We start from the raw sequence: 19,218 nt of genomic DNA on the forward strand, positions 1-19,218 counted from the left end.
GACAATCGGTCCGAGGCTCGGGCGGGCGCCCCCGGCTGTCAGCCGGACGCCGTCACGCGTCCCGCCGCCGCGGCGCCCGCCGCCCGGCCTCCGCCCGCCGGATCTCAGGCCAGGTTGGGGATGCGCCAATCGATGGGGTCGTGGCCCTGCGCCGCGACCGCCTCGTTGATCTGCGTGAACGGGTGGGACCCGAAGAACTTCTTGGCCGAGAGCGGCGAGGGGTGTGCGCCCTTCACCACGACGTGACGCTCCTCGTCGATCAGCGGGAGCTTCTTCTGCGCGTAGTTGCCCCACAGGACGAAGACCGCCGGGTCGGGCCGCGAGGCGACGGCGCGGATGACCGCGTCGGTGAACTTCTCCCAGCCCTTGCCCTTGTGCGAGTTGGCCTCGCCGGAGCGCACCGTGAGCACCGCGTTGAGCAGGAGCACGCCCTGCTCGGCCCACGGCATCAGATAGCCGTTGTCGGGGACGTCCAGGCCCAGTTCGTCGCGCATCTCCTTGTAGATGTTGCGCAGCGAGGGCGGTGTCCTGACGCCCGGCCGCACCGAGAAGCACAGGCCGTGGCCCTGGCCCTCGCCGTGGTAGGGGTCCTGGCCCAGGACCAGCACCTTCACCCGGTCGTACGGGGTCGCGTCGAGGGCCGCGAACACCTCGTCGCGGGGCGGGAAGACGGGGCCCTTCGCCCGCTCCTCCTCGACGAACGCGGTGAGCTCCTCGAAGTACGGCTTCTGGAGCTCCTCGCCGAGGAGGCCCTGCCAGGACTCGGGCAGCATGGCGGTATCGGTCACGTCAACAACCTCCGTGGGACATTCGGTTCCCGCACTCTCTCGCGGAACTGCGAACCTACCCGCCGCCACTGACAACGCCGCCCCGCGCCCGCTCCTACCAGCTGGTCTTGCGGTGCAGCTCCCACATCTGCATGACCGTCTGCGGGTCCATGGCGCGTTCGCCGCCCGCGATGTCGTCGCTCGCCGCGAGGTAGATCTTGCCCTGCCACAGCGGCAGGAGCCGCACGTCGTCGACGAGGATGTCCTGCGCCCGCTCGAACTGCCTGCTCGCGGCGCCCCGGTCGGAGATCTGACGGGACTGCGGGAGCAGCTGGTTGGTGATCTCGGGCTGGTCGTAGGGGGTGCCCACCGCGTTCTCCTTGCCGACGAAGGGCGCGATGAAGTTGTCCGGGTCGGGGAAGTCGGGGAACCATCCGCGTCCGAAGACGGGCAGGTCACCGGACTGGAATCCTTCGGTATAGGTCTTCCAGGGGCTGCTCTTGAGCGTGATGTCGAAGAGGCCGGAGGCGTCGAGCTGCCGCTTGAGTTCCTTGAACTCCGCGGCCATGGAGGAGCCGTAGCGGTCGGTGGTGTACCAGAGCGTGAGCGGGACCGGGGTGGTGATGCCGGCCTTGCGCAGGATGTCCTTCGCCCTGGGGACGCTGGGCGAGCCGAAGGTGTCGAAGAAGCTGGTGGTGTGGCCGTTCACGCCGGTGGGGACCATCGAGTACAGCGGTTCGGCGGTGCCCTTGTAGACCTTGGCGACCAGCGCGTCGCGGTCGACGAGCTGGGCGACCGCCCGGCGGACCGCGGGCTTCGCGGCCTCGGGGTCCTTGGGGTTGAACACCAGGAAGCGGATCTCGGTGCCGGTGTTCTCGACGAGCTGGAACGGCTTGCCCGCGGCCTTCTCGTTGCGGATGTCCTCGACCTCGTCGGCGGTGATGCCGCGGTAGGTGATGTCGATCTGCTTGCTCTTGAGGGCGTCCATCATGCCCTGCGAGTCGTGGAAGTAGCGGATGGTGACGCCGTCGTTCTGGCGCTGCGCGAAGCCCTGGTAACTGCCGTTCTTCTTCAGGACCGCACGGTCGCCCGCCGTGAAGGACTCCAGGGTGTAGGGGCCCGAGCCGGTGAGGCCGCCGTCGTCGCGGAGCTTGTCGGCCGGGTACACCGCGGGGTCCACGATGGACATGGCGGGCGCGCCGAGCACATAGGGGAACGTGGCGTCGGGCTTGTTGAGGTGGAAGGTGACGGTCAGGTCGTCGTCGACGGTGACCTTGTCGAGGCTGCTGAGCAGTCCCTTGGGGCCGGCCTTCACATTGATCTTCACGATGCGGTCGAAGGAGTACTTGACGGCGTTCGCGTCGAGCTTGGTCCCGTCGGAGAACGTCATTCCCTTGCGCAACGTACAGGTGAAGGTGCGGCTCGACTTGTCCTGGAAGCCGCAGGACCGCGCGGCGTCCGGCTGGGGGGCGCTGCTGCCGGTCGGGAAGGCCACCAGGGTCTGGAAGACGTTGCGGTACAACTCCCACGATCCGTCCCAGGAGGCCGCCGGGTCGAGCGTGCTCGGCTCGCTGGTCGTGCCCACCGTGATCTCCTGCGGAGTGCCGGACGATCCGCCCGGAATCAGGCCGCATCCGGCCAGCAGGGATATGGACGCAAGGGCCGTCACGGCGGGTCGGCAGTTGGTCCCTCTGAACACGTGCACGCTCCTCGGTCGGCCATGGATCGGCAGACCATACCGCAGTGCCCCGCTGGGTCAACCGACCGTCTCAGCAGGGCACTTGGCATATTCGGGAGTAAATCGGCTCAGGGGTGACGCGTGTCCGCCCGGTGCACCCCGGACCGACCGCCCCGGTGCGCCCCGGGCCGACCGCACAGGGCGCACCCCTGCGTCGTCGCGTCAGTGCACTCCGAGGTTCAGCAGGAGGCCGCCGTCGACGACCAGGGTCTGCCCGGTGACCCAGGCCGACTGGTCGGAGGTGAGGAACGCGGCCGCGCCGCCGATGTCGGAGGGCACACCGAGCCGGCCCAGCGGATAGGGCGCGGCGGCCTCCGCCTCCCGGCCCTCGTACAGCGCCTGCGCGAACTTGGTCTTGACCACGGCCGGGGCGATCGCGTTGACCCGCACCGTCGGCGCGAACTCGTGCGCCAGCTGGAGGGTCAGGTTGACCATGGCCGCCTTGCTCATGCCGTACGCGCCGATGAAGGGCGAGGCGGAGACGCCGGCGATGGAGGCGATGTTCAGGATCGCTCCGCCGTTCTCCTTCTGCCAGGCCTTCCAGGTCTGCTGCGCGAAACCGAGCGCCGAGATCACATTGGTCTCGTACACCTTGCGCGCGACGTTCAGGTCGAGCTCGGCGATCGGGCCGGCCACCGGGTTCGTACCGGCGTTGTTGACCAGGAAGTCGACCCGGCCGAACGCCTCCATGGTGCGCTCCACGGCGGCGGCCTGGTGGGCCTCGTCGGCGGCCTTGCCCGGGACCGCGATGACGCGGTCGGAGCCGAGCTTGTCGACGGCCTCCTTGAGGGCGTCCTCGCCGCGTCCGGTGATGCACACCCGGTCGCCGCGGGCGACGAACGCCTCGGCGATGCCGTAGCCGATGCCGCGGCTGGCTCCGGTGACCAGGGCCACCTTGCCCGACAGTTCAGGAAGTTCAGTCATGTTCGTTGTCCCTGGCCTTAGTTGAGCGGTCCGCCGGCCACGTACATGACCTGGCCGGAGACGAAGCCCGCGGCGTCGCCCGTGAAGAAGGCGATGGCGTTGGCGATGTCCTCGGGGTGGCCCACGCGCTGGACGGGGATCTGGGTGGCGGCCGCGGCCTGGAAGTCCTCGAAGCCCATGCCGACGCGGGCCGCGGTCTGCGCGGTCATCTCGGTGACGATGAATCCGGGCGCGACCGCGTTGGCGGTGATGCCGAACTTGCCGAGTTCCTTGGCGAGGGTCTTGGTGAAGCCCTGGAGGCCGGCCTTGACCGCGGAGTAGTTGGCCTGGCCGCGGTTGCCGAGCGCGGAGGACGAGGAGAGCGAGACGATGCGGCCCCACTTGGCGTCCACCATGTGCTTCTGACAGGCCTTCGCCATCAGGAACGCGCCCTTGAGGTGGACGTTCATGACCAGGTCCCAGTCCGACTCGCTCATCTTGAAGAGGAGGTTGTCGCGGAGCACACCGGCGTTGTTGACGAGGATGGTCGGGGCGCCGAGCTCGGCGGCCACGCGCTCCACGGCCGCCTCCACCTGGGCACTGTCGGAGACGTCGCAGCCGACGGCGAGGGCCCGGCCGCCCGCGGCGGTGATCTGGTCGACGGTGTCCTTGCAGGCCGCCTCGTCGAGGTCGAGTACGGCGACGGCCCGGCCCTCGGCCGCAAGCCGGACGGCGGTCGCGGCGCCAATGCCCCGCGCCGCCCCGGTCACGATGGCGACACGCTGCTCGGTGGTGGACATGCTGTTCTCCTCGCCCTGGGATCCGCGGCCCTCAATCACTGAGCAACCGCTTAGTAGCTTCAGCAGACGTGACGCTAGAAGCCCTGGCACGCGGTGTCAACGGCCCACGGACGCCCCGGCGCATGTCACACCCCGGCCGGGGCCGGATTCAGCGCACCAGCAGGTCGAGCAGCCGCTCCGCCTCGGCTCGCGGATCGGCCGTCAGGCCGGTGTGCACCGGGCCGGGCTGGACGACGGTCGAGCGCGGCGCGATCAGCCAGCGGAAGCGGCGTCCCGCGTCGTCGCCCGCCGCCTGCCCGGCCGCCTCGCCCCCGCCGCAGACGCCCTCGACGGCCCGCAGCGCGGCCCGAACGCCCACGACGTCCGCATCCGGGTCGAGGGCCTTCAGCTTCGTCTCGTCCAGATGGGTGCGCGCCGCGACGAAGGAGTGGGCACGGCAGTAGACCAGCACGCCCGCGTTGAAGCACTCGCCGCGCTCGACGCGCGGCACCACGCGCAGCAGCGCGTACTCGAAGACATCGCGCTTGCTCAACGGTCGGCATCCTTCTGGGGGTCCTGGCTGCTGTCCTGGCTGTTCCTGGTGGGGTGCGGCCAGGGCTTGATGTGGTCGGTCAGCCAGCCGGGGGCCCGTGAGGGCTTGGTGGCGGCGGGGGCGTCGAGGACGATCCGCTCGTGGATCGTCGCGGCGCGGGCGAGCAGCGGCTCGACATAGGCGCGGCGCAGCGCGTCGGTGGTCTCGAAGCCCGGCTCGTCGACCAGCCACTCGTCGGGGACGAGGGCCGTGACCTCGGTCAGCAGCTCCTCGGTGATCAGCGGCGCGAGCTCGGCGGCAGCGGCCGCGACGTCCGGCCCGAAGGGCGCGAGCGCGTGGTCGGAGGCGTTGTAGGGCTTGGCTGCCGAGGCCGCGGCGCCCGGCCAGTTGTGGTGCCAGATCATGGTGGCGCCGTGGTCGATGAGCCACAGGTCGCCGTGCCAGACCAGCATGTTGGGGTTGCGCCACGAGCGGTCGACGTTGTTGATCAGGGCGTCGAACCAGACGACCCGGCCGGCCTCGGCCGCGTCCACCTCGTAGGCGAGCGGGTCGAAGCCGAGCGAGCCCGGCAGGTAGTCCATGCCGAGGTTGAGGCCGCCGCTCGCCTTGAGCAGCTCCTGCACCTCCTGGTCGGGCTCGGACAGGCCGATGACCGGGTCGAGCTGGATGGTGACCAGTTCCGGGACGCGCAGCCGGAGCCTGCGGGCGAGCTCGCCGCAGACGACCTCCGCGACGAGCGTCTTGCGGCCCTGGCCGGCTCCGGTGAACTTCATGACATACGTTCCGAGATCGTCGGCCTCGACGATGCCCGGAAGCGACCCGCCCTCACGCAACGGCGTGACGTACCGGGTCGCGGTGACTTCAGTGAGCATGGGCACAGGCTACTTCGGGGCCCTCGCCCGCCCGCGCCCCTTTTCCGCCGGGGCGGGCCCGGCCGGCTTCCGGAGAAGTCACCCGTCCCTCCTCCGGGGCGGGCGCGCCCCGATTCCGGAGAAGTCACCCGTCGCTGAACGCCCCACGCCCCACTCCCGTACTCCCCCACGCAGCCAAGCGTCGTACGTCGAGAGGAAAGTCAGCATGAGCACCGAATCGCAGTCCGTGCCCGTCCAGGTACCGGCGCGCCGGACCGTCATCGCGTGCGTCGGCGCGGCCGGGCTCGCCGCCGCGCTGACCGCGTGCGGGAGCGGCTCGGACAGCACGTCCCCGGCCGCCGGCCCCGCCACGCTCGCCGGGAACGCCGGGGACGGCGGCGGCAAGGGCGGCGGGAGCGTGCTGGGCACCACGTCGGAGATTCCGCAGGGCGGCGGGAAGATCTTCGCGAAGGAGGGCGTCGTGGTCACCCAGCCCACCGCCGGGCAGTTCAAGGCGTTCTCCGCGAAGTGCACGCATCAGGGCTGTGCCGTGTCGTCCGTGTCGGGCGGCACCATCAACTGCCCGTGCCACGGCAGCAAGTTCGATGTCGCGGACGGCAGCGTCAAGGGCGGGCCCGCGCCCGCCCCGCTGCCCGCCGCCGCGATCTCGGTCGAAGGGGGCTCCATCAAGCTCGCGTGACGCGGCGGCCCGGCGCGAGGCAGCCGAGGATGTCGTCCGTGGTGGTCACCGTGGCCACCAGCGCGAGGGTGTGCCGGATCATCGCGGGGGTGTAGTCGGCCGGCACCCCCGCGATCGCGTCGGCCGCGACCACCGCGGTGTAGCCGAGGTTGACCGCGTCGAAGACCGCGTTGGGGATCGCCACGTTCGCCGAGACGCCGGTGACGATCAGGGTGCGGCAGCCGAGGTTGCGCAGGAGCGGGTCCACGTCGGTGCCGGACACCGGCGAGAGTCCGTGCAGCCGGCGCACGACGATGTCCTCGTCGGCCACCTCGATCGGCTCGGCGATCCGCACCGCCCGCGAGCCGGAGTACTGCTGCACGGGCAGTCGCTCGGCGGCGCGGAAGAGCCGCGCGTTGCGGCTGGCCCCGCGCCCGTCGGGACGGCGCTCCGCGACCGCGTGCAGCACTTGGACGCCCGCTAGGTGCGCGCCGGCCACCAGGCGGGCCACGTTGTGCAGCACCCCCGACTCCCTTGCCTGCTTGGCGAGTTCGGGCAGCGCGCTGTCCGCGCCCACCACGCCCTGCTGGCACTCGACGGTCATCAGGACCGTGGTTGCGGGGTCGAGCTGTTCCGCGAGGAGTTCCTTCTTCGCCATGGCGCGGGAGGCTAACCGGCATTGCGTGCCGAGGGAAGAGCACGCCATCATTCCTGACGTTACGTCAGAATGCTGACACACAAAGGGCCATGGGCATCGCGAAGGGGAGGCGTCATGACTGCCGCACAACGCCGGGGCCGACGGATCATGATGAGCGACGAGGAGCGCGACGCCTTCCTCGGCGCGCAGCGCACCTGCCGGGTCGCCACCGTGTCGGCGGACGGCAGTCCGCACGTCGCCCCGCTCTGGTACGTCTGGCACGGCGGCTCGCTCTGGCTGTACTCGATCACCCGCAGCCGCCGCTGGGCCCAGCTGGGCAAGGACCCGCGCGTCGCGGTGGTGGTGGACGACGGCACGGAGTACGGGGAGCTGCGCGGGGTGGAGCTCGGCGGCAGCGTCGTCCCGGTCGGCGAGGCGCCGCGCACCGGTGAGCCGTGCCCCGAACTCGCCCCGGTGGAGGCCCTGTTCGCGGCCAAGAACTTCGGCCTCAAAGAGATGATCCACGACGGGCGCCACGCCTGGCTGCGCCTGACGCCGGACACCGTCGTGTCGTGGGACTTCCGCAAACTGGGCGGCGACTTCGGGCGCTGATCCGCAGGCCTACCGGCCCTGGACCAGCGCGGCTCCGGCCGCCGCCAAGGCGTCGACCGCGGCCCGGATCGAGGGCCTGCGGTCGGCGTCGGCACGCCACACCGCGTACACGTGGCGGCTCATCGCGGCGCGCACCGGGACCACCCGGACCCCGTCCGGGACCGGGTCCCGGCCGAGCCGTGGGGCGATGCTGACGCCCAACCCGGCTTCCACCAGCGCGAGTTGGGTGGCGTGTTCGCGGGCGACATGCGCGACCTTCGGCTCGATCCCCTTGCCGCGCAGGGTGAACATGAGCCACTCGCTGCAGAACTCGCCCTCGGGCCAGGTGATCCACTCGTCGCCGGCGAACTCCTCCAGGTCCACCGCGGTGCGCCCGGCCAGCGGATGCCCCGCCGGCAGGGCGACATCCGCCAGGTCGTCGAGCACCGCCCGCTTGGCAAGCCCGTCGGGCAGCGGCAACGGCTTGTTGTACCAGTCGAGTACGAGCGCGACGTCGAGGTCGCCGAGCAGAACGCCCCGCACCGACTCGTCGGCCTCCAGCTCCTCGGAGCGCACGGCGAGCTGGGGGTGTTCGGCGCGCAGCGAGGCGAGCGCGGCGGGGAAGAGCCCGCGCACCGCGGTGGCGAAGCCCGCGATCCGCAACTCGCCGACGACGCGGTCCCGTTGGGCCTCCAACTCGGCCTGAGCGAGCTGGACCTGGGAGAGGATGCGGGCGGCGTGTTCGGCCAGGAGGCGGCCGGCGTCGGTGAGCCTGACCCCGCGTCCGTGCTTGGCGAGCAGCGGCTGACCCGCCTCCCGCTCCAGCTTGGCGAGCTGCTGGGAAACGGCGGAGGTGGTCACGTGCAGGGTGTCGGCGGCAGCGCCCACCGAGCCGTGCCGGGCCACCGCGTCGAGGGTGCGCAGGCGCTCCAGGTTCAACATGTAAGCGATGCTAACCGATCCCCCTGTTGAAGTCTCGCTTGTTCTACGCGGTCCATGGCCTCATCGTGGTCGTCATGACCACCCCCGCCCCTCCCCGGCCCACCTCCTCCACTCCGATCCCGCCGCGCTCGGCCCCGGCGGCGGCCGTCGGGCGCCGCCCCGCGCTGGACTGGCGCATCCGCTTCGCCGGGCTCTCACTGATCTGGGGCTTCAGCTTTCTGCTCATCAAGGTCGGCACGGACGGCTACGCCCCCTTCCAGGTCACCTTCGGACGGTTGCTGTTCGGCACCCTGGTGCTCGCGGTGGCGATGGTGGTCAAGCGCGAACGGCTGCCGCGCGGGCGCCGCACCTGGCTGCACTTGGCGGTGGCGGCACTGCTCCTCAACGCCGCGCCGTTCTCGCTGTTCGCGTACGCGGAGCTCACGATCCCCTCGACGCTGGCCGGGATCTGCAACGCGACCTCGCCGCTGTGGGGCATGGCGCTGTCGATGGTGGCGCTCTCCGAGGACCGGCCGACCCGTCGGCGGGTGGCGGGTCTCGGGCTCGGCTTCCTCGGGGTGCTCACGGTCCTCGGCGCCTGGCAGGGCTTCCACGGCCTGGACGTCACGGGGACGTCGATGGCCCTGCTGGCCTCGCTCTGCTACCCGATCGGCTGGATCTACGTCCGGCGCACCCTGGCGGGCGGCGGCCACTCCAACCTGTCCCTGATCGGCTCCCAGCTCGGCGTCGCCACCCTTCAACTCGCGCTGGTCACACCGCTGTTCGCGGGATTCCCGAGTTCCTTCCCGGTCGTCCCGCTGCTGGCCGTCGCGGCGCTGGGCGCCCTCGGCACCGGCCTCGCGGTCCTCGTCCAGTACGGGCTCGTCAACGAGGTGGGCCCGACCACGGCCCAGATGGTCACCTACTTCATCCCGGTGATCGCCACGGCCGCGGGAGTGGCGGTACTCGGCGAGAGCCTCGGCTGGAACACGCCGGTCGGGGCGGCCGTCGTCCTCGCGGGCGCCGCCCTCACCCAGAGCCGGCGGCGAGCGAAACCGAAGGCCCCGTAGGCGAGGGCCCCGCAGAGGGGGCTCGACGCCCACGGTCCAGCGGGCGGTCGCCCGAGCGACCCGGGCCCGGCCGGCGCGGGCTCAGTAGGCGAAGCGGACACCGGGGCCCGGGCCGACCGCGGAGGCCACGGCATCCGCGAGCGGCCCGATCTCGTCCGGGGCGAGACTCGACACGGTGATCCGCACCCCCGGCCCCGAGGCCATCCGGAAACGCGCCCCGGGCGCCACCGCCCAGCCCGCGTGCAGCAGCCGGGACACCGCCCCCGTCTCCTCGGGCACCGGCACCCACACCACGAACCCGCTCCGCCCGTGCGCCCGCACCCCGCGCTCACGCAGCGCCCGCAGCAGTCCCTCGCGCCGCTCGCGGTACGAGCGGGCGACCTTCGCCGGATCGACCGCGTGGGAGTTCCACAGCTCGACCACGGCCCGCTGGAGCAGTCGGCTGACCCAGCCGGGGCCGAGCCGCTGGCGCCCGCGCACCCGGTCAAGCGTGACGGCGTCGCCGGTGAGGAGGGCGAGCCGCAGATCCGGCCCGTACGCCTTGGCCACCGACCTCACGAACGCCCAGTGTTCGGTCGCCGGGGCGATGGGGTGCAGCGGCAGGTCGACCATGCCGTGGCCGTGGTCGTCCTCGATGAGCAGCACTCCCGGGTGCGCGGCGAGTACGTCGCGCAGGGCGCGGGCGCGGGCCGCGCTCACGGCGGCGCCGGTGGGGTTCTGCGCGCGACAGGTGACCACGACGGCCCGGGCGCCCGCCTCCAGGGCGCGTTCGAGCCCCTCGGGCAGCGGCCCCTCGTCGTCGAGCGGCATGGGTTCGGCCCGCAGACCGAGCGCCGGTACGAGGTCGAGCAGCGCGCTCCAGCCCGGGTCCTCGATCGCGACCGGGTCGCCGGGCCTCAGATGCGCGGTGAGCACCCGCTCGATGGCGTCGAGCGAGCCGGAGAGCACCCCGACCGGGCCGTCCGGTACGCCCTGCTCGTCGAAGACGGCGCGGGCGAGGCGGGCCAGCTCCTCGTCCACGGGCTCCTGCCCGTACAGGAAGCGGCCCGGCCGCTCGGCGTTGGCGCGGGCGGCGGCCGCCAGCGCGTCGGCGAGCGGGGGAAGCAGCCGCGCGTCCGGGTTGCCGTCGGCGATGTTGCGCACGCCTTCGGGCACATCGGCCCGGATGAGGTCGCGGGCCGAGCTCGCGGGCCTCGGGCGCACCCGGCTGCCGCGCCGGCCGGCCGTCTCGATCACCCCGCGGTCGCGCAGCAGCCGGTAGGCGGCCGCGACCGTATTGGGATTGACGCCGAGCTCGGTGGCCAACTCCCTGAGCGGGGGCAGCAGTTGACCCGGTTCGAGCCCGCCCGAACCCACCGCGCGCTCCACGCTCTCGGCAATCTCCGATGCGCGGCGCCCCTCGATCCGATATTCTCCTAGCACAAACCAGATTATGCACTAGTGCAATGGAGAACGCAATGTCGGAGACCGCGAGCCCAGCCCCCTACCAGGCGACCGACCGCACCGTGCCGACCCGCTCGCGCGAGCGGGCCTCGTACGACCGCGAGCTGGTGCACGGCATCCTCGACACGGCGTACGTCTGCCACCTCGGTTTCGTCCGCGACGGCGCGCCCGTCGTGCTGCCGACGCTCTTCGCCCGGGTCGGTGAGCGGCTGTACATACACGGCTCGACCGGCTCGCGTCCGCTGCGCGCGGCGGGGCAGGCCGATCCGGGGCTGCCGGTCTGCCTGACGGTCACCCACGTCGACGGGCTCGTCCTCGCCCGGTCCGCCTTCCACCACTCGATCAACTACCGCTCGGCCGTGGTGCACGGCACGGCCCACGAGATCACCGACCCCGAGGAGAAGCGCACCGCGCTCGACGCGATCGTGGACCACGTCGTCCCCGGCCGCTCCCTCGACTCACGCCCGGCGAACGCCAAGGAGCTGGCCGCGACGGCGGTGATCGGCCTCGACCTGAACGAGGTCTCGGCGAAGCTCCGCACCGGCGGTCCCAACGACGACGCCGAGGACCTCGCACTGCCGCACTGGGCCGGCGTCCTGCCGCTCGCGCCCGGCTACGGTGCTCCGCTCCCGGCGGGCGACCTCGACCCGGCGGTGGCCATACCGGACTACCTCACCGTGATGTGAGCAGGCTCGTGCCCCGGGTGGCCCCGTCGCGCGGCGGGGCCACCCGTGCCTCACACGAGAACCGCTTCGCGTCGGGTCCTCCGCCTCACAGGAGAACCGCTTCGCGTCGGGTCCTCGCCGCCTGCCGCGTCTCGGCCGCCGCGAGCCCGAGCACCGCGAGGAGCAGCAGCGCGGTGCCGACGGCGGTGGCGGCGGTGATCCGCTCGCCCAGCACGGACACGGCGAGCACGGCCGCACTCACCGGTTCGAGGAGCATGATCACCGAGACGGTCGCGGCCCGGACGACCGCGGCACCCGCGAAGTAGAGGGCGTACGCGAACGCGGTGGGCACGGCCGCCACGTACAGCAGCAGGACCACCACCCGCACCGGGTCCCCGGTGTGCGGCAGCAGCCCCTCCGAGCCCGCGAGGGGCAGCAGGCACAGGGCCGCCACGCCGAAGGCCCAGGCCGTGGTGGACGACGGGTCGCCGGCTCCGCCGTCGCGGCCGAGCCACCGGGTCAGCAGGGTGATGGCCGCGTATCCGGCGGCCGAGACCAGCGCGAGCACGACCCCGGCGGGACGAACGGTGCCGCCGCCGTTGCCGATCCACAGGACCGCCAGCCCCGCGAGCGCCCCGGCGACGGCCGCGCCGCCCGACCGGCCGATCCGCTCGCCCAGGGTGAGACGGGCGCCGAGCGCGATGAGGACGGGGCCCGCGCCGAGGGTCACCACGGTCGCGACCGCGAGCCCGGTGGCCTCGACGGCCGCGAAGTACGCGCTCTGGAAGACCATCAGGCCGATGCCGTTGCCGAGGATGCGCAGCAGCCTGCGGCCGCGTGGTTCGGCGGCCCTGGGTGCGCGGCGGCGGCGCAGCGCCATCGCGCCGAGCAGCAGGACGAGTCCGCCGGCGCAGCGCCAGAAGGACAGGGCGAGCGGTCCGATGTCGCTGGCCCCGAAGACCAGGGCGGCCGCGCCGCCCGCGGTGCCCCAGGCGACTCCGGCGAAGGCGAGGTAGAGCAGGCCGCGGCCGACAGGCAGGGCGGCGGAAGGGGCCGGTGCAAGGCCCGTTGACGAGTTCGACACGTACGTACTCCGAGGAGGAAGACGGCTGGCTGTTCGCTGGCGTGGAGTACGCGGGCAGCGACGAGCCGCTCGGGGACTGCCCGAGCCGGGTCTTCGTCGGGAGTGCGGCCGCCCGCGTTACGCGGCGGGAGGCGGCAGTACGGTCATCGGCACGATCGCCACCCTAGGCGGCCGAGTGTCCGGGCGACAACTCCCCTTCGGCGGGGGCCGGTCCGCCCGTGGCGACCGGACCGGACGGCGCCTTGGGGGCCGCCGACTGGGCGATGAACGCGCCGGTCAGGACGATGGCGCCGCCGATGATCTGCGGCGGGGAGAGGTGTTCGCCGAGCAGGATCCAGGCGAACACGGTCGCGAGCACCGCCTCCAGGCAGGCGACCACCCCGGCCACCTGCGGGGAGAGCCTGCGCACCGAGATGACCCCGGTGACGTAGGCGAGCACGGTCGCCATCAGCACGATCCAGCAGAGCAGCAGTGCGGCCGGGACCTGGGAGCCGTTCATGTCGGCGTCGCCGCCGAGCAATGACCATTTCATGCCCCACGGGCGGGTCACCACGGTCAGGACCAGCGCGCCGACGAGCAGCCCGTGGGCGATGACACCGATCGGGTCGGCCGCGCCCTCGCCCTCGCCGCCCTGGTCGGACAGGACGAAGTAGCCGACCTGGCAGCAGGCCGCGCCGAGCGCGAGGAGCAGCCCGACCGCGTCGAAACCGAGCCCGGACCAGATCTCGACGACACAGGCGAGGCCGCCGACGGCGAGCACCACGCCGACCGCGGCGGCCCGGCTCACCTGCCGGCGCTGGACGAACCGGACCCAGCCGAGGACCAGGGCGGGGGCCAGGTATTCGACGAGCAGGGCGACGCCCACGGGTATCCGCGAGATGGAGGCGAAGTAGCAGGCCTGGACGCCCGCGACCGCGAGGAGTCCGAACCCGGCGAGCAGGGCGGGCCTGCGCAGCACCAGGGCCCGGTGGCGCCAGGCCACCGGGAGCATGACGAGCGCGGCGCCGGTCACCCGCAACCACACCACGTGCAGCGGGTCGAGCCCCGCTTCGATGAGCGGCTTGGCCGCCACCCCTGAACCACCGAACGCGAAGGCCGACACCAGGGCTAGTCCCAGGCCGACGCTTCTTCCCTGAGACGCCTGCATCGGCACATCATGGCAGTCCCGGTCAGCACCTTCCTCCGGGTGACACCTGTCGAGACGGCAGCCCGAGTCCGGCGCCCGCCCATGGGCCGACTCGGCCCGCTTCGGAGCGGTTCAGGCCTGCCTGCTCGGTCCCCTTCGGAGCGGTTCAGGCCTGCCTGCTCGGTCCCCTTCGGAGCGGTTCAGGCCTGTCGGCTCGGCCCGCCCACGCTTCCGGTCAGGCCCGGTTCGCCCGGCTGCGCGAGGCGGTCGGCCAGCGCTGTCGTGTCCACACCCGCGTGCCGCAGCACCTCGACCGCGCGGCAGTCCGGGTCCGCCGCGAGCGCGGCCAGCACATCACAGCCGCCGACCGGCTCGCCGCCGCGGGCCTCGGCCCGGCCGAGCGCGTACTCCATCGCCGTCAGCGCACTGGGCGACCAGCCCGGCTGCGTCATCAGGGGCACCGCCCCGGAGTCCTCCACGGAGCCCTGCCAGCGGAGCCCGTATCCGATGCTGCGCTGCACCAGGTAGCCCAGCACCCGCGCCAGCTGCGCGCCGTCGTCCAGGGCTGCCCGCACCTCCGGGTCGCTCTCCATCAGGGAGTGCAGCAGATGCGCGGTGTCGAGCTGTCGGTCCCCGTCGCGCAGCGCACGTCTGCGCGCACCCGCGACCACGGAGGCCAGCTCCTCGGTGAGCCGGACTTCGATGTCTGCGGGCGGAGCCTGATGAGCTGCTCCTGGGGTAGGACGGTGCACCAGTCCACCTCATCAGCCGGCGGCGCACGGCACATCCCCGTGCGGGAGCATTTCGATCTCCCGCGAAAGGTGGGCACGGATGACCGGCTTCTCCTCCTTACGGATGAGATCTCGGAATTGCCCGCGCGAGGGGAACTCTCAGCGGCGCGAGACGTCCCGGCCCGCGCCCCCGGCGCAACCGGTCCGCCGCGCCGGGTCGTCCTCCCTCGGGACACACCCGTCCCCACCGCCCGCCGAGGGAGCGCCGATGTGCTGGATGGTCGCCCTGCTGGCCCAGGACGGACAGCAGTACGTGTACCGCGTGTACGCGCCGCGCGACGCGCTCCCCGGCGACCTGTTCTGGGCGGCGTTCCACTGCCACGACGAGTCCGCGCGGCCCCGCGCCTGCGATCTGTTCGACTCCGCCGAGATCTGGGCCCTGGAGGGCCAGCGGATCTGACGGTTCATCAGTATTGAATGTTCGCCCGGCTCCCGCTACGTTCCGCGCACGTCCACCTGACAGCCCCACGCAGTCCCACCCAATCCCATGCGATCCCCTGCTGCCCCTGAACGCATGGACGCGCGAAGTCCCCCGAAGTCCAGTGAAGTCCAGTGAAGTCCCGTGAAGTCCCGTGAAGGAGTGGTCGTATGGCCGAGGTCAGCGCGGAGGCACGTATCGAGGCTCCGGCCGAGAAGGTCTGGGCACAGCTCACCGACTTCTCCTCGTACGGCGAGTGGAACGCCACGCACACCAGCTTCCCGGCGGGCGGCCCCGACAAGCTGGAGCTGGGCGCCACCTACGCGGAGAACATGAAGCTCATGGGCTTTCCGGCCGAAGTGGCCTGGACCGTGGACGAGTTCGAGGCGGGCCGGGTCTTCGGCGTCCGCGGCAAGGGCCCGATGGGCGTGAACGTCTTCAACCGGTACACGGTCGTCCCCGACGGCGGGGCCACCACGGTCCGCATCGACGGCGAGTTCACCGGGGCCGCGGTCTCGCTCATGGCGGGCAAGCTCAAGGACTCGGCGACGGCCGCGCTCAACGAGTCGCTGCGCAAGCTCGGCGGCCTGTGCGTCTGAACCGAACGCGCGAAGCCCCGCGGCCGGTGGCCGCGGGGCTCCGTCGTGGCGAGGTTCAGTCCTCGTCGGCAAGGATCAGATAGAGCTTCTTACGGGCGTCGTTGATGACGGTGAGCGCCTTCTGGCGCTGATCGGCGGAGCCGGTCTTCCAGACCTGGCCGAACGCCTCCATCAGACCGAAGCCGGCCTGCCGGATCTCGTGCATGGCCTCCCAGTCGACTCCGCGCCCGGCGTCCTCCCAGGGGGCCTCGGCTCCCGATTCGGCCTCCGTGCGCCCGGCGTCGGTGAGCGTGAACAGCTTCTTGCCGCCCTCGCTCTCGTTGGTGATCAGGCCCTCGTCCTCCAGGAGTTGGAGGGTCGGGTAGACCGAGCCCGGGCTGGGCTTCCACGCCCCGCCGCTGCGCTCGCCGATCTCCTGGATCATCTCGTAGCCGTGCATAGGCCGGTCCTTCAGGAGAGCCAGGATCGACGCACGGACATCGCCGCGCCGCGCCCTGCCCCGGGGACCGCCCCGGCCACCGCGGCCGCCGGGACCACCACCCCACGGTCCCCCGCCGAAGCCGGGCCCGAAGGGCCCGAAGGCGGCACGCCGCCCCTCGAAGTCGCCCCGACCGCGATGGCCGGGTCCCTGCTGTCCGTATCCATGTGAACGCATGGTTCGCTTCCTTCCATCGTTGACCTGTCGCGATGCGTCAACGATATATCGGTGACTTACGCTTGGCAACCCCCGGGATGCGAGACGACTGTCCTGTCCCACTGAAGGCCGACCAACTTCACCGAAGGTCGACCGCTGTGGTGTTATCGCAACGACGCCTGACCGAGACGTCCCGCAGGCAGCCTGCTGGAGTGGACGAATTGACCGAGCAAGGGCTTCGCGACGCGCTCGCGGCAGCGGAATCGCCGGCCTGGTCCGCGAGGGCCGCGGCGGGACGACGTCTGGCGGCAGCACCGCAGATTGAGGGGTTCTCCGGTGTCCTCCACCGTCTGTTGCTGGACGCTCAGGACACCGGGGTGACTTCGGATACCGCGGTGGCTCTCTTGGCTCGGAGAGATCTGGCCGGCCTGCGTGCCGTGCTCGCCGCCCGTGCAGTCGCCTCTGGCCAGGGAACCGCCGATCAGCTCGCCGCGGAGCTGGACTGTGACCCACGCTGGGCGACCGGCCAGGACGGCGACGAGCTGATCGTGCAGCTTCGGACGTTGGCAGCGGGCGGAGACCCCGATGTCCGCAACGAAGCCCTGTTGCGACTTGCACGCCTGCGCTGATCGGAAGGCACTGATCAATCTTCGGTGAGATCGGTCAACCTTCAACGCGACAGGACAACCACCGCTGTCCCGCCCAGTCGCCCCGAGCCCCACCGAGGCGCACGATGGAGGGAGCGGAGCTGGAGCCGGCGCAAGACGTGGCGGCCCCGAACGCCCCGGTGCGACACGCCGGAAGGGGGTGCGACGTCATGTCCCGGTTCATGGACGTCCACCACGGGATGAGGGGCATCACGGCGGATCAGCTGAAGCAGGCACATCAGGCGGACCTCGACATCGAGAAGGAAGAGGGCGTCCACTTCGAGAAGGCCTGGGCCGACCCGAAGTCGGGCACGGTCTACTGCCTCTCCGAGGCGCCGTCGGCCGAAGCCGTGCAGCGCGTTCACGAGCGGGCCGGCCACCCCGCCGACGAGGTGCACGCCGTTCCGCTGGCCGTGTGACCGCCGAGGGGCCGAGGCGGCACGGCCCCTGGTGCCGCGGCGCGGACGCGCCCGGAAAAGAGGCCAGACAGCGCGGATTGGCCTTGGCTCGTGTGATTTCGGCTGCCGTACCGTGCGGACATGCGCATTCGAATCGTCGACGCCTTCACCGACCGTCCGTTCGCCGGCAACCCCGCAGGTGTGCTCCTGCTCGACGCGTTTCCGGCCGACGCCTGGCTCCAGGACGTCGCACGCGAGGTCAACCACGCGGAGACCGCCTTCGCGCACCCGCTGCCGCCGGGCGGCGACGCGGACTGGGCGCTGCGCTGGTTCACCCCGGCCACCGAGGTCGACATGTGCGGCCACGCCACCCTGGCCACCGCGCACGTCCTGCACACCACGAACGCGGCGACCGGAACGGTCCGGTTCGCCGCGCGCTGCGGCATCCTCATCGCGACCGCCGCCGAGGACGGCACGATCACCTTGGACTTCCCCACCTCGGACCTCGTGGCGGAGCCGGTCCCGGCCGGCCTCGCCGAAGCGCTCGGCGCCCCGGTGCTCTCCGTGCACAACACCTCGGCCCACGTCGGCGACCTGGTGGTGGAACTGCGTGACGAGGCCGCCGTCCGCGGCCTCGCTCCCGACTTCCGGGCGCTGGGGCGGCACTCCAAGCGCGGCATCATCGCGACGGCCCCGGCCGCCGATCGGGCCTGCGGTCACGACTACGTCTCGCGCTGCTTCTTCCCCAACGTCGGCATCGACGAGGACCCGGTGACGGGCAGCGCCCACACCGCCCTCGCCCCGTTCTGGTCGGCCCGCCTGGGCCGGGACGAACTGACCGGCCTCCAGGCCTCGGCCCGCTCCGGCCTGGTCCGCACCGAGCTGCGCGGCGAGCGCACCCTGCTCACCGGACGTGCCGTGACCGTGATCGACGGCGAGCTGTTGACCGCGCCCGGGACGGCCGCGCCTCAAGGCGCCGCGTAACGCTGTAAGGGGCGTACGGCTATTGCGTACGCCCATAACGCCGTAAGGGGCGTATGCAATAGCCGTACGCCCCTTACCCACGACGCTTCCGGCCCCTCACATCGTCGGCAGCCAGCTCACCTTTCCCGCGAGCAGCGCGTATCCGACGAAGGCCCCGACGTCGAGCAGCGCGTGGGCGACGACGAGCGGGCCCACCCGCTGCCAGCGTCGGTAGAGCAGCACGAAGACCACGCCCATCACCATGTTGCCGAGGAAACCGCCGATGCCCTGGTAGAGGTGGTACGAGCCGCGCAGCACGGAGCTCGCGACGAGCGCGGCCATCGGCGTCCAGCCCAACTGGCCGAGTCTGCGCAGCAGATAGCCGACGACGATGACTTCTTCGAGAACCGCGTTCTGCATCGCCGACAGGATCAGCACCGGGTACTTCCACCACACGCCGGGCAGCGACTCGGGGACCACCGTCAGGTTGCCGCCCACCGCCCGGGCCACCAGGTAGAAGGCGAGCCCCGCGCTGCCGATCCCGGCCGCGATCAGCACCCCGCGGCCGAGGTCCGGCCACGGCCGGGTCCGGTCGAAGCCGATCACCCGCAGGCCGCCGACCCGCTCGCGCAGCAGCAGGTGCGCCACGAGCGCGACCGGCACCAGCGCCGTCGCGATTCCGAAGAGCTGCCAGGCGAGATCGAGCCACGGCCGCCCCGGGGCGAACGAGGTGTTCAGGTTCGCCGCCTGGTGCTTGAGCCCGCCCGGCTTGGTGAGCGATCCTATGAAGCTGATCAGCGCCGACACTCCGCTCGCGCCGAGCGAGAGCGCCAGTACGAGCACGGTCTCGGACCGCAGGATTCGCGGCGAAGTCGCCTCTTCGGGAAGAGAATCAGCCACGCGCCCGGCCTCCACCTGCACACCTGCCTCCAGTTGACGAATCCCGTTCCATCCCCGTCGC

At 71.9% G+C, this 19,218-nt stretch carries 23 protein-coding genes; 9 read left to right on the top strand and 14 right to left on the bottom strand.

Translation table 11 applies throughout. The features are described 5' to 3' along the window. Positions 1-104: 104 nt before the first annotated feature. The 6 genes from ung to IE267_RS24610 all read right to left on the bottom strand — a co-directional run bounded on the left by ung (position 105) and on the right by IE267_RS24610 (position 5,612). Entirely contained in the window at positions 105-788 is a 684-nt protein-coding gene (ung, locus tag IE267_RS24585; RefSeq protein ID WP_189764743.1) for a uracil-DNA glycosylase, read from the bottom strand. Between the two features lie 94 nt (positions 789-882). Continuing rightward, positions 883-2,472: an ABC transporter substrate-binding protein gene (locus tag IE267_RS24590; protein ID WP_189764744.1), complete on the bottom strand. Its 1,590-nt coding sequence runs from the start codon at positions 2,470-2,472 to the stop codon at positions 883-885. Between the two features lie 195 nt (positions 2,473-2,667). Beyond that, entirely contained in the window at positions 2,668-3,429 is a 762-nt protein-coding gene (locus tag IE267_RS24595) for an SDR family oxidoreductase (RefSeq protein WP_167155208.1), read from the bottom strand. 17 nt (positions 3,430-3,446) lie between these two features. After that, positions 3,447-4,208: a 3-oxoacyl-ACP reductase FabG gene (fabG, locus tag IE267_RS24600; RefSeq protein WP_161245014.1), complete on the bottom strand. Its 762-nt coding sequence runs from the start codon at positions 4,206-4,208 to the stop codon at positions 3,447-3,449. 148 nt (positions 4,209-4,356) lie between these two features. Continuing rightward, complete coding sequence (locus IE267_RS24605) at positions 4,357-4,740, bottom strand: DUF3037 domain-containing protein (protein ID WP_100572792.1); 384 nt, start codon at positions 4,738-4,740, stop codon at positions 4,357-4,359. Continuing rightward, positions 4,737-5,612, bottom strand: a complete 876-nt coding sequence (locus IE267_RS24610; protein ID WP_161245016.1) for a HipA family kinase — start codon at positions 5,610-5,612, stop codon at positions 4,737-4,739. The genes IE267_RS24605 and IE267_RS24610 overlap by 4 nt, the downstream gene beginning before the upstream one ends. A 205-nt stretch (positions 5,613-5,817) precedes the next feature. Between IE267_RS24610 and IE267_RS24615 the strand changes: the two genes are divergently transcribed. After that, positions 5,818-6,291 (top strand): Rieske (2Fe-2S) protein, encoded by a 474-nt coding sequence (locus IE267_RS24615; protein ID WP_189764745.1) that lies wholly within the window; start codon positions 5,818-5,820, stop codon positions 6,289-6,291. Here the strand turns inward: IE267_RS24615 and IE267_RS24620 are convergent. Next, on the bottom strand, positions 6,278-6,928 hold the full coding sequence (locus tag IE267_RS24620) for an isochorismatase family protein (protein ID WP_189764746.1): 651 nt from the start codon (positions 6,926-6,928) through the stop codon (positions 6,278-6,280). The genes IE267_RS24615 and IE267_RS24620 overlap by 14 nt on opposite strands. Positions 6,929-7,042: 114 nt before the next feature. Here IE267_RS24620 and IE267_RS24625 point away from each other — a divergent pair, with 114 nt between their 5' ends. Beyond that, complete coding sequence (locus tag IE267_RS24625) at positions 7,043-7,519, top strand: pyridoxamine 5'-phosphate oxidase family protein (RefSeq protein WP_189764747.1); 477 nt, start codon at positions 7,043-7,045, stop codon at positions 7,517-7,519. Positions 7,520-7,528: 9 nt separating this feature from the next. On the opposite strand, the gene IE267_RS24630 is transcribed toward IE267_RS24625, so the two are convergent. Beyond that, positions 7,529-8,440 carry a LysR family transcriptional regulator gene (locus IE267_RS24630; RefSeq protein WP_167155199.1) on the bottom strand — a complete coding sequence of 304 codons (912 nt, stop codon included), beginning with the start codon at positions 8,438-8,440 and terminating at the stop codon, positions 7,529-7,531. Positions 8,441-8,514: 74 nt separating this feature from the next. Between IE267_RS24630 and IE267_RS24635 the strand changes: the two genes are divergently transcribed. Beyond that, the gene (locus tag IE267_RS24635) at positions 8,515-9,489 is read left to right on the top strand and encodes a DMT family transporter (RefSeq protein WP_189764748.1); all 975 of its coding nucleotides are present in this window, start codon (positions 8,515-8,517) and stop codon (positions 9,487-9,489) included. A gap of 81 nt (positions 9,490-9,570) precedes the next feature. Here IE267_RS24635 and IE267_RS24640 read toward each other — a convergent pair whose 3' ends face one another. Further along, positions 9,571-10,911, bottom strand: coding sequence for an aminotransferase class I/II-fold pyridoxal phosphate-dependent enzyme (locus IE267_RS24640; RefSeq protein WP_167155192.1), 1,341 nt, complete (start codon positions 10,909-10,911; stop codon positions 9,571-9,573). Positions 10,912-10,946: 35 nt separating this feature from the next. On the opposite strand from IE267_RS24640, the gene IE267_RS24645 reads away from it, so the two are divergent. Beyond that, complete coding sequence (locus IE267_RS24645) at positions 10,947-11,618, top strand: pyridoxamine 5'-phosphate oxidase family protein (protein ID WP_373304588.1); 672 nt, start codon at positions 10,947-10,949, stop codon at positions 11,616-11,618. 85 nt (positions 11,619-11,703) lie between these two features. On the opposite strand, the gene IE267_RS24650 is transcribed toward IE267_RS24645, so the two are convergent. The 3 genes from IE267_RS24650 to IE267_RS24660 all read right to left on the bottom strand — a co-directional run bounded on the left by IE267_RS24650 (position 11,704) and on the right by IE267_RS24660 (position 14,559). Further along, the gene (locus IE267_RS24650) at positions 11,704-12,681 is read right to left on the bottom strand and encodes a DMT family transporter (protein ID WP_229861395.1); all 978 of its coding nucleotides are present in this window, start codon (positions 12,679-12,681) and stop codon (positions 11,704-11,706) included. 163 nt (positions 12,682-12,844) lie between these two features. Beyond that, positions 12,845-13,828: an EamA family transporter gene (locus tag IE267_RS24655; RefSeq protein WP_189764750.1), complete on the bottom strand. Its 984-nt coding sequence runs from the start codon at positions 13,826-13,828 to the stop codon at positions 12,845-12,847. Positions 13,829-14,007: 179 nt separating this feature from the next. After that, positions 14,008-14,559 carry a Clp protease N-terminal domain-containing protein gene (locus tag IE267_RS24660; protein ID WP_167155186.1) on the bottom strand — a complete coding sequence of 184 codons (552 nt, stop codon included), beginning with the start codon at positions 14,557-14,559 and terminating at the stop codon, positions 14,008-14,010. Positions 14,560-14,806: 247 nt separating this feature from the next. Between IE267_RS24660 and IE267_RS24665 the strand changes: the two genes are divergently transcribed. Next, positions 14,807-14,998: a hypothetical protein gene (locus tag IE267_RS24665; RefSeq protein ID WP_161245025.1), complete on the top strand. Its 192-nt coding sequence runs from the start codon at positions 14,807-14,809 to the stop codon at positions 14,996-14,998. 188 nt (positions 14,999-15,186) lie between these two features. Next, complete coding sequence (locus tag IE267_RS24670) at positions 15,187-15,615, top strand: type II toxin-antitoxin system Rv0910 family toxin (RefSeq protein WP_167155183.1); 429 nt, start codon at positions 15,187-15,189, stop codon at positions 15,613-15,615. Positions 15,616-15,670: 55 nt separating this feature from the next. Here IE267_RS24670 and IE267_RS24675 read toward each other — a convergent pair whose 3' ends face one another. Then, positions 15,671-16,270: a PadR family transcriptional regulator gene (locus tag IE267_RS24675; RefSeq protein WP_189764751.1), complete on the bottom strand. Its 600-nt coding sequence runs from the start codon at positions 16,268-16,270 to the stop codon at positions 15,671-15,673. Positions 16,271-16,461: 191 nt separating this feature from the next. On the opposite strand from IE267_RS24675, the gene IE267_RS24680 reads away from it, so the two are divergent. From IE267_RS24680 to IE267_RS24690, 3 genes are all read left to right on the top strand, one after another. Beyond that, a complete protein-coding gene (locus IE267_RS24680; protein ID WP_189764752.1) occupies positions 16,462-16,878 on the top strand; it encodes a hypothetical protein in 417 nt (138 codons plus the stop codon). 188 nt (positions 16,879-17,066) lie between these two features. Then, entirely contained in the window at positions 17,067-17,315 is a 249-nt protein-coding gene (locus IE267_RS24685) for an SCO4226 family nickel-binding protein (RefSeq protein ID WP_189764753.1), read from the top strand. Between the two features lie 120 nt (positions 17,316-17,435). Further along, complete coding sequence (locus IE267_RS24690) at positions 17,436-18,278, top strand: PhzF family phenazine biosynthesis protein (RefSeq protein WP_189764754.1); 843 nt, start codon at positions 17,436-17,438, stop codon at positions 18,276-18,278. A 96-nt stretch (positions 18,279-18,374) separates the two neighbouring features. Here IE267_RS24690 and IE267_RS24695 read toward each other — a convergent pair whose 3' ends face one another. Beyond that, a complete protein-coding gene (locus tag IE267_RS24695; RefSeq protein WP_189764755.1) occupies positions 18,375-19,178 on the bottom strand; it encodes a CPBP family intramembrane glutamic endopeptidase in 804 nt (267 codons plus the stop codon). Positions 19,179-19,218 lie beyond the last annotated feature (40 nt).

This window comes from Streptomyces xanthochromogenes (assembly GCF_014650455.1).
GTDB lineage: Bacteria > Actinomycetota > Actinomycetes > Streptomycetales > Streptomycetaceae > Streptomyces > Streptomyces xanthochromogenes.

Excerpts from the sequence above, each read along its gene's own strand:
- IE267_RS24595 (WP_167155208.1), bottom strand. The coding sequence starts at position 3,429 with ATGACTGAACTTCCTGAACTGTCGGGCAAGGTGGCCCTGGTCACCGGA.
- fabG (WP_161245014.1), bottom strand. The coding sequence starts at position 4,208 with ATGTCCACCACCGAGCAGCGTGTCGCCATCGTGACCGGGGCGGCGCGG.
- IE267_RS24610 (WP_161245016.1), bottom strand. The coding sequence starts at position 5,612 with ATGCTCACTGAAGTCACCGCGACCCGGTACGTCACGCCGTTGCGTGAG.
- IE267_RS24615 (WP_189764745.1), top strand. The coding sequence starts at position 5,818 with ATGAGCACCGAATCGCAGTCCGTGCCCGTCCAGGTACCGGCGCGCCGG.
- IE267_RS24620 (WP_189764746.1), bottom strand. The coding sequence starts at position 6,928 with ATGGCGAAGAAGGAACTCCTCGCGGAACAGCTCGACCCCGCAACCACG.
- IE267_RS24625 (WP_189764747.1), top strand. The coding sequence starts at position 7,043 with ATGACTGCCGCACAACGCCGGGGCCGACGGATCATGATGAGCGACGAG.
- IE267_RS24630 (WP_167155199.1), bottom strand. The coding sequence starts at position 8,440 with ATGTTGAACCTGGAGCGCCTGCGCACCCTCGACGCGGTGGCCCGGCAC.
- IE267_RS24635 (WP_189764748.1), top strand. The coding sequence starts at position 8,515 with ATGACCACCCCCGCCCCTCCCCGGCCCACCTCCTCCACTCCGATCCCG.
- IE267_RS24645 (WP_373304588.1), top strand. The coding sequence starts at position 10,947 with ATGTCGGAGACCGCGAGCCCAGCCCCCTACCAGGCGACCGACCGCACC.
- IE267_RS24655 (WP_189764750.1), bottom strand. The coding sequence starts at position 13,828 with ATGCAGGCGTCTCAGGGAAGAAGCGTCGGCCTGGGACTAGCCCTGGTG.
- IE267_RS24665 (WP_161245025.1), top strand. The coding sequence starts at position 14,807 with ATGTGCTGGATGGTCGCCCTGCTGGCCCAGGACGGACAGCAGTACGTG.
- IE267_RS24670 (WP_167155183.1), top strand. The coding sequence starts at position 15,187 with ATGGCCGAGGTCAGCGCGGAGGCACGTATCGAGGCTCCGGCCGAGAAG.
- IE267_RS24675 (WP_189764751.1), bottom strand. The coding sequence starts at position 16,270 with ATGCGTTCACATGGATACGGACAGCAGGGACCCGGCCATCGCGGTCGG.
- IE267_RS24685 (WP_189764753.1), top strand. The coding sequence starts at position 17,067 with ATGTCCCGGTTCATGGACGTCCACCACGGGATGAGGGGCATCACGGCG.
- IE267_RS24690 (WP_189764754.1), top strand. The coding sequence starts at position 17,436 with ATGCGCATTCGAATCGTCGACGCCTTCACCGACCGTCCGTTCGCCGGC.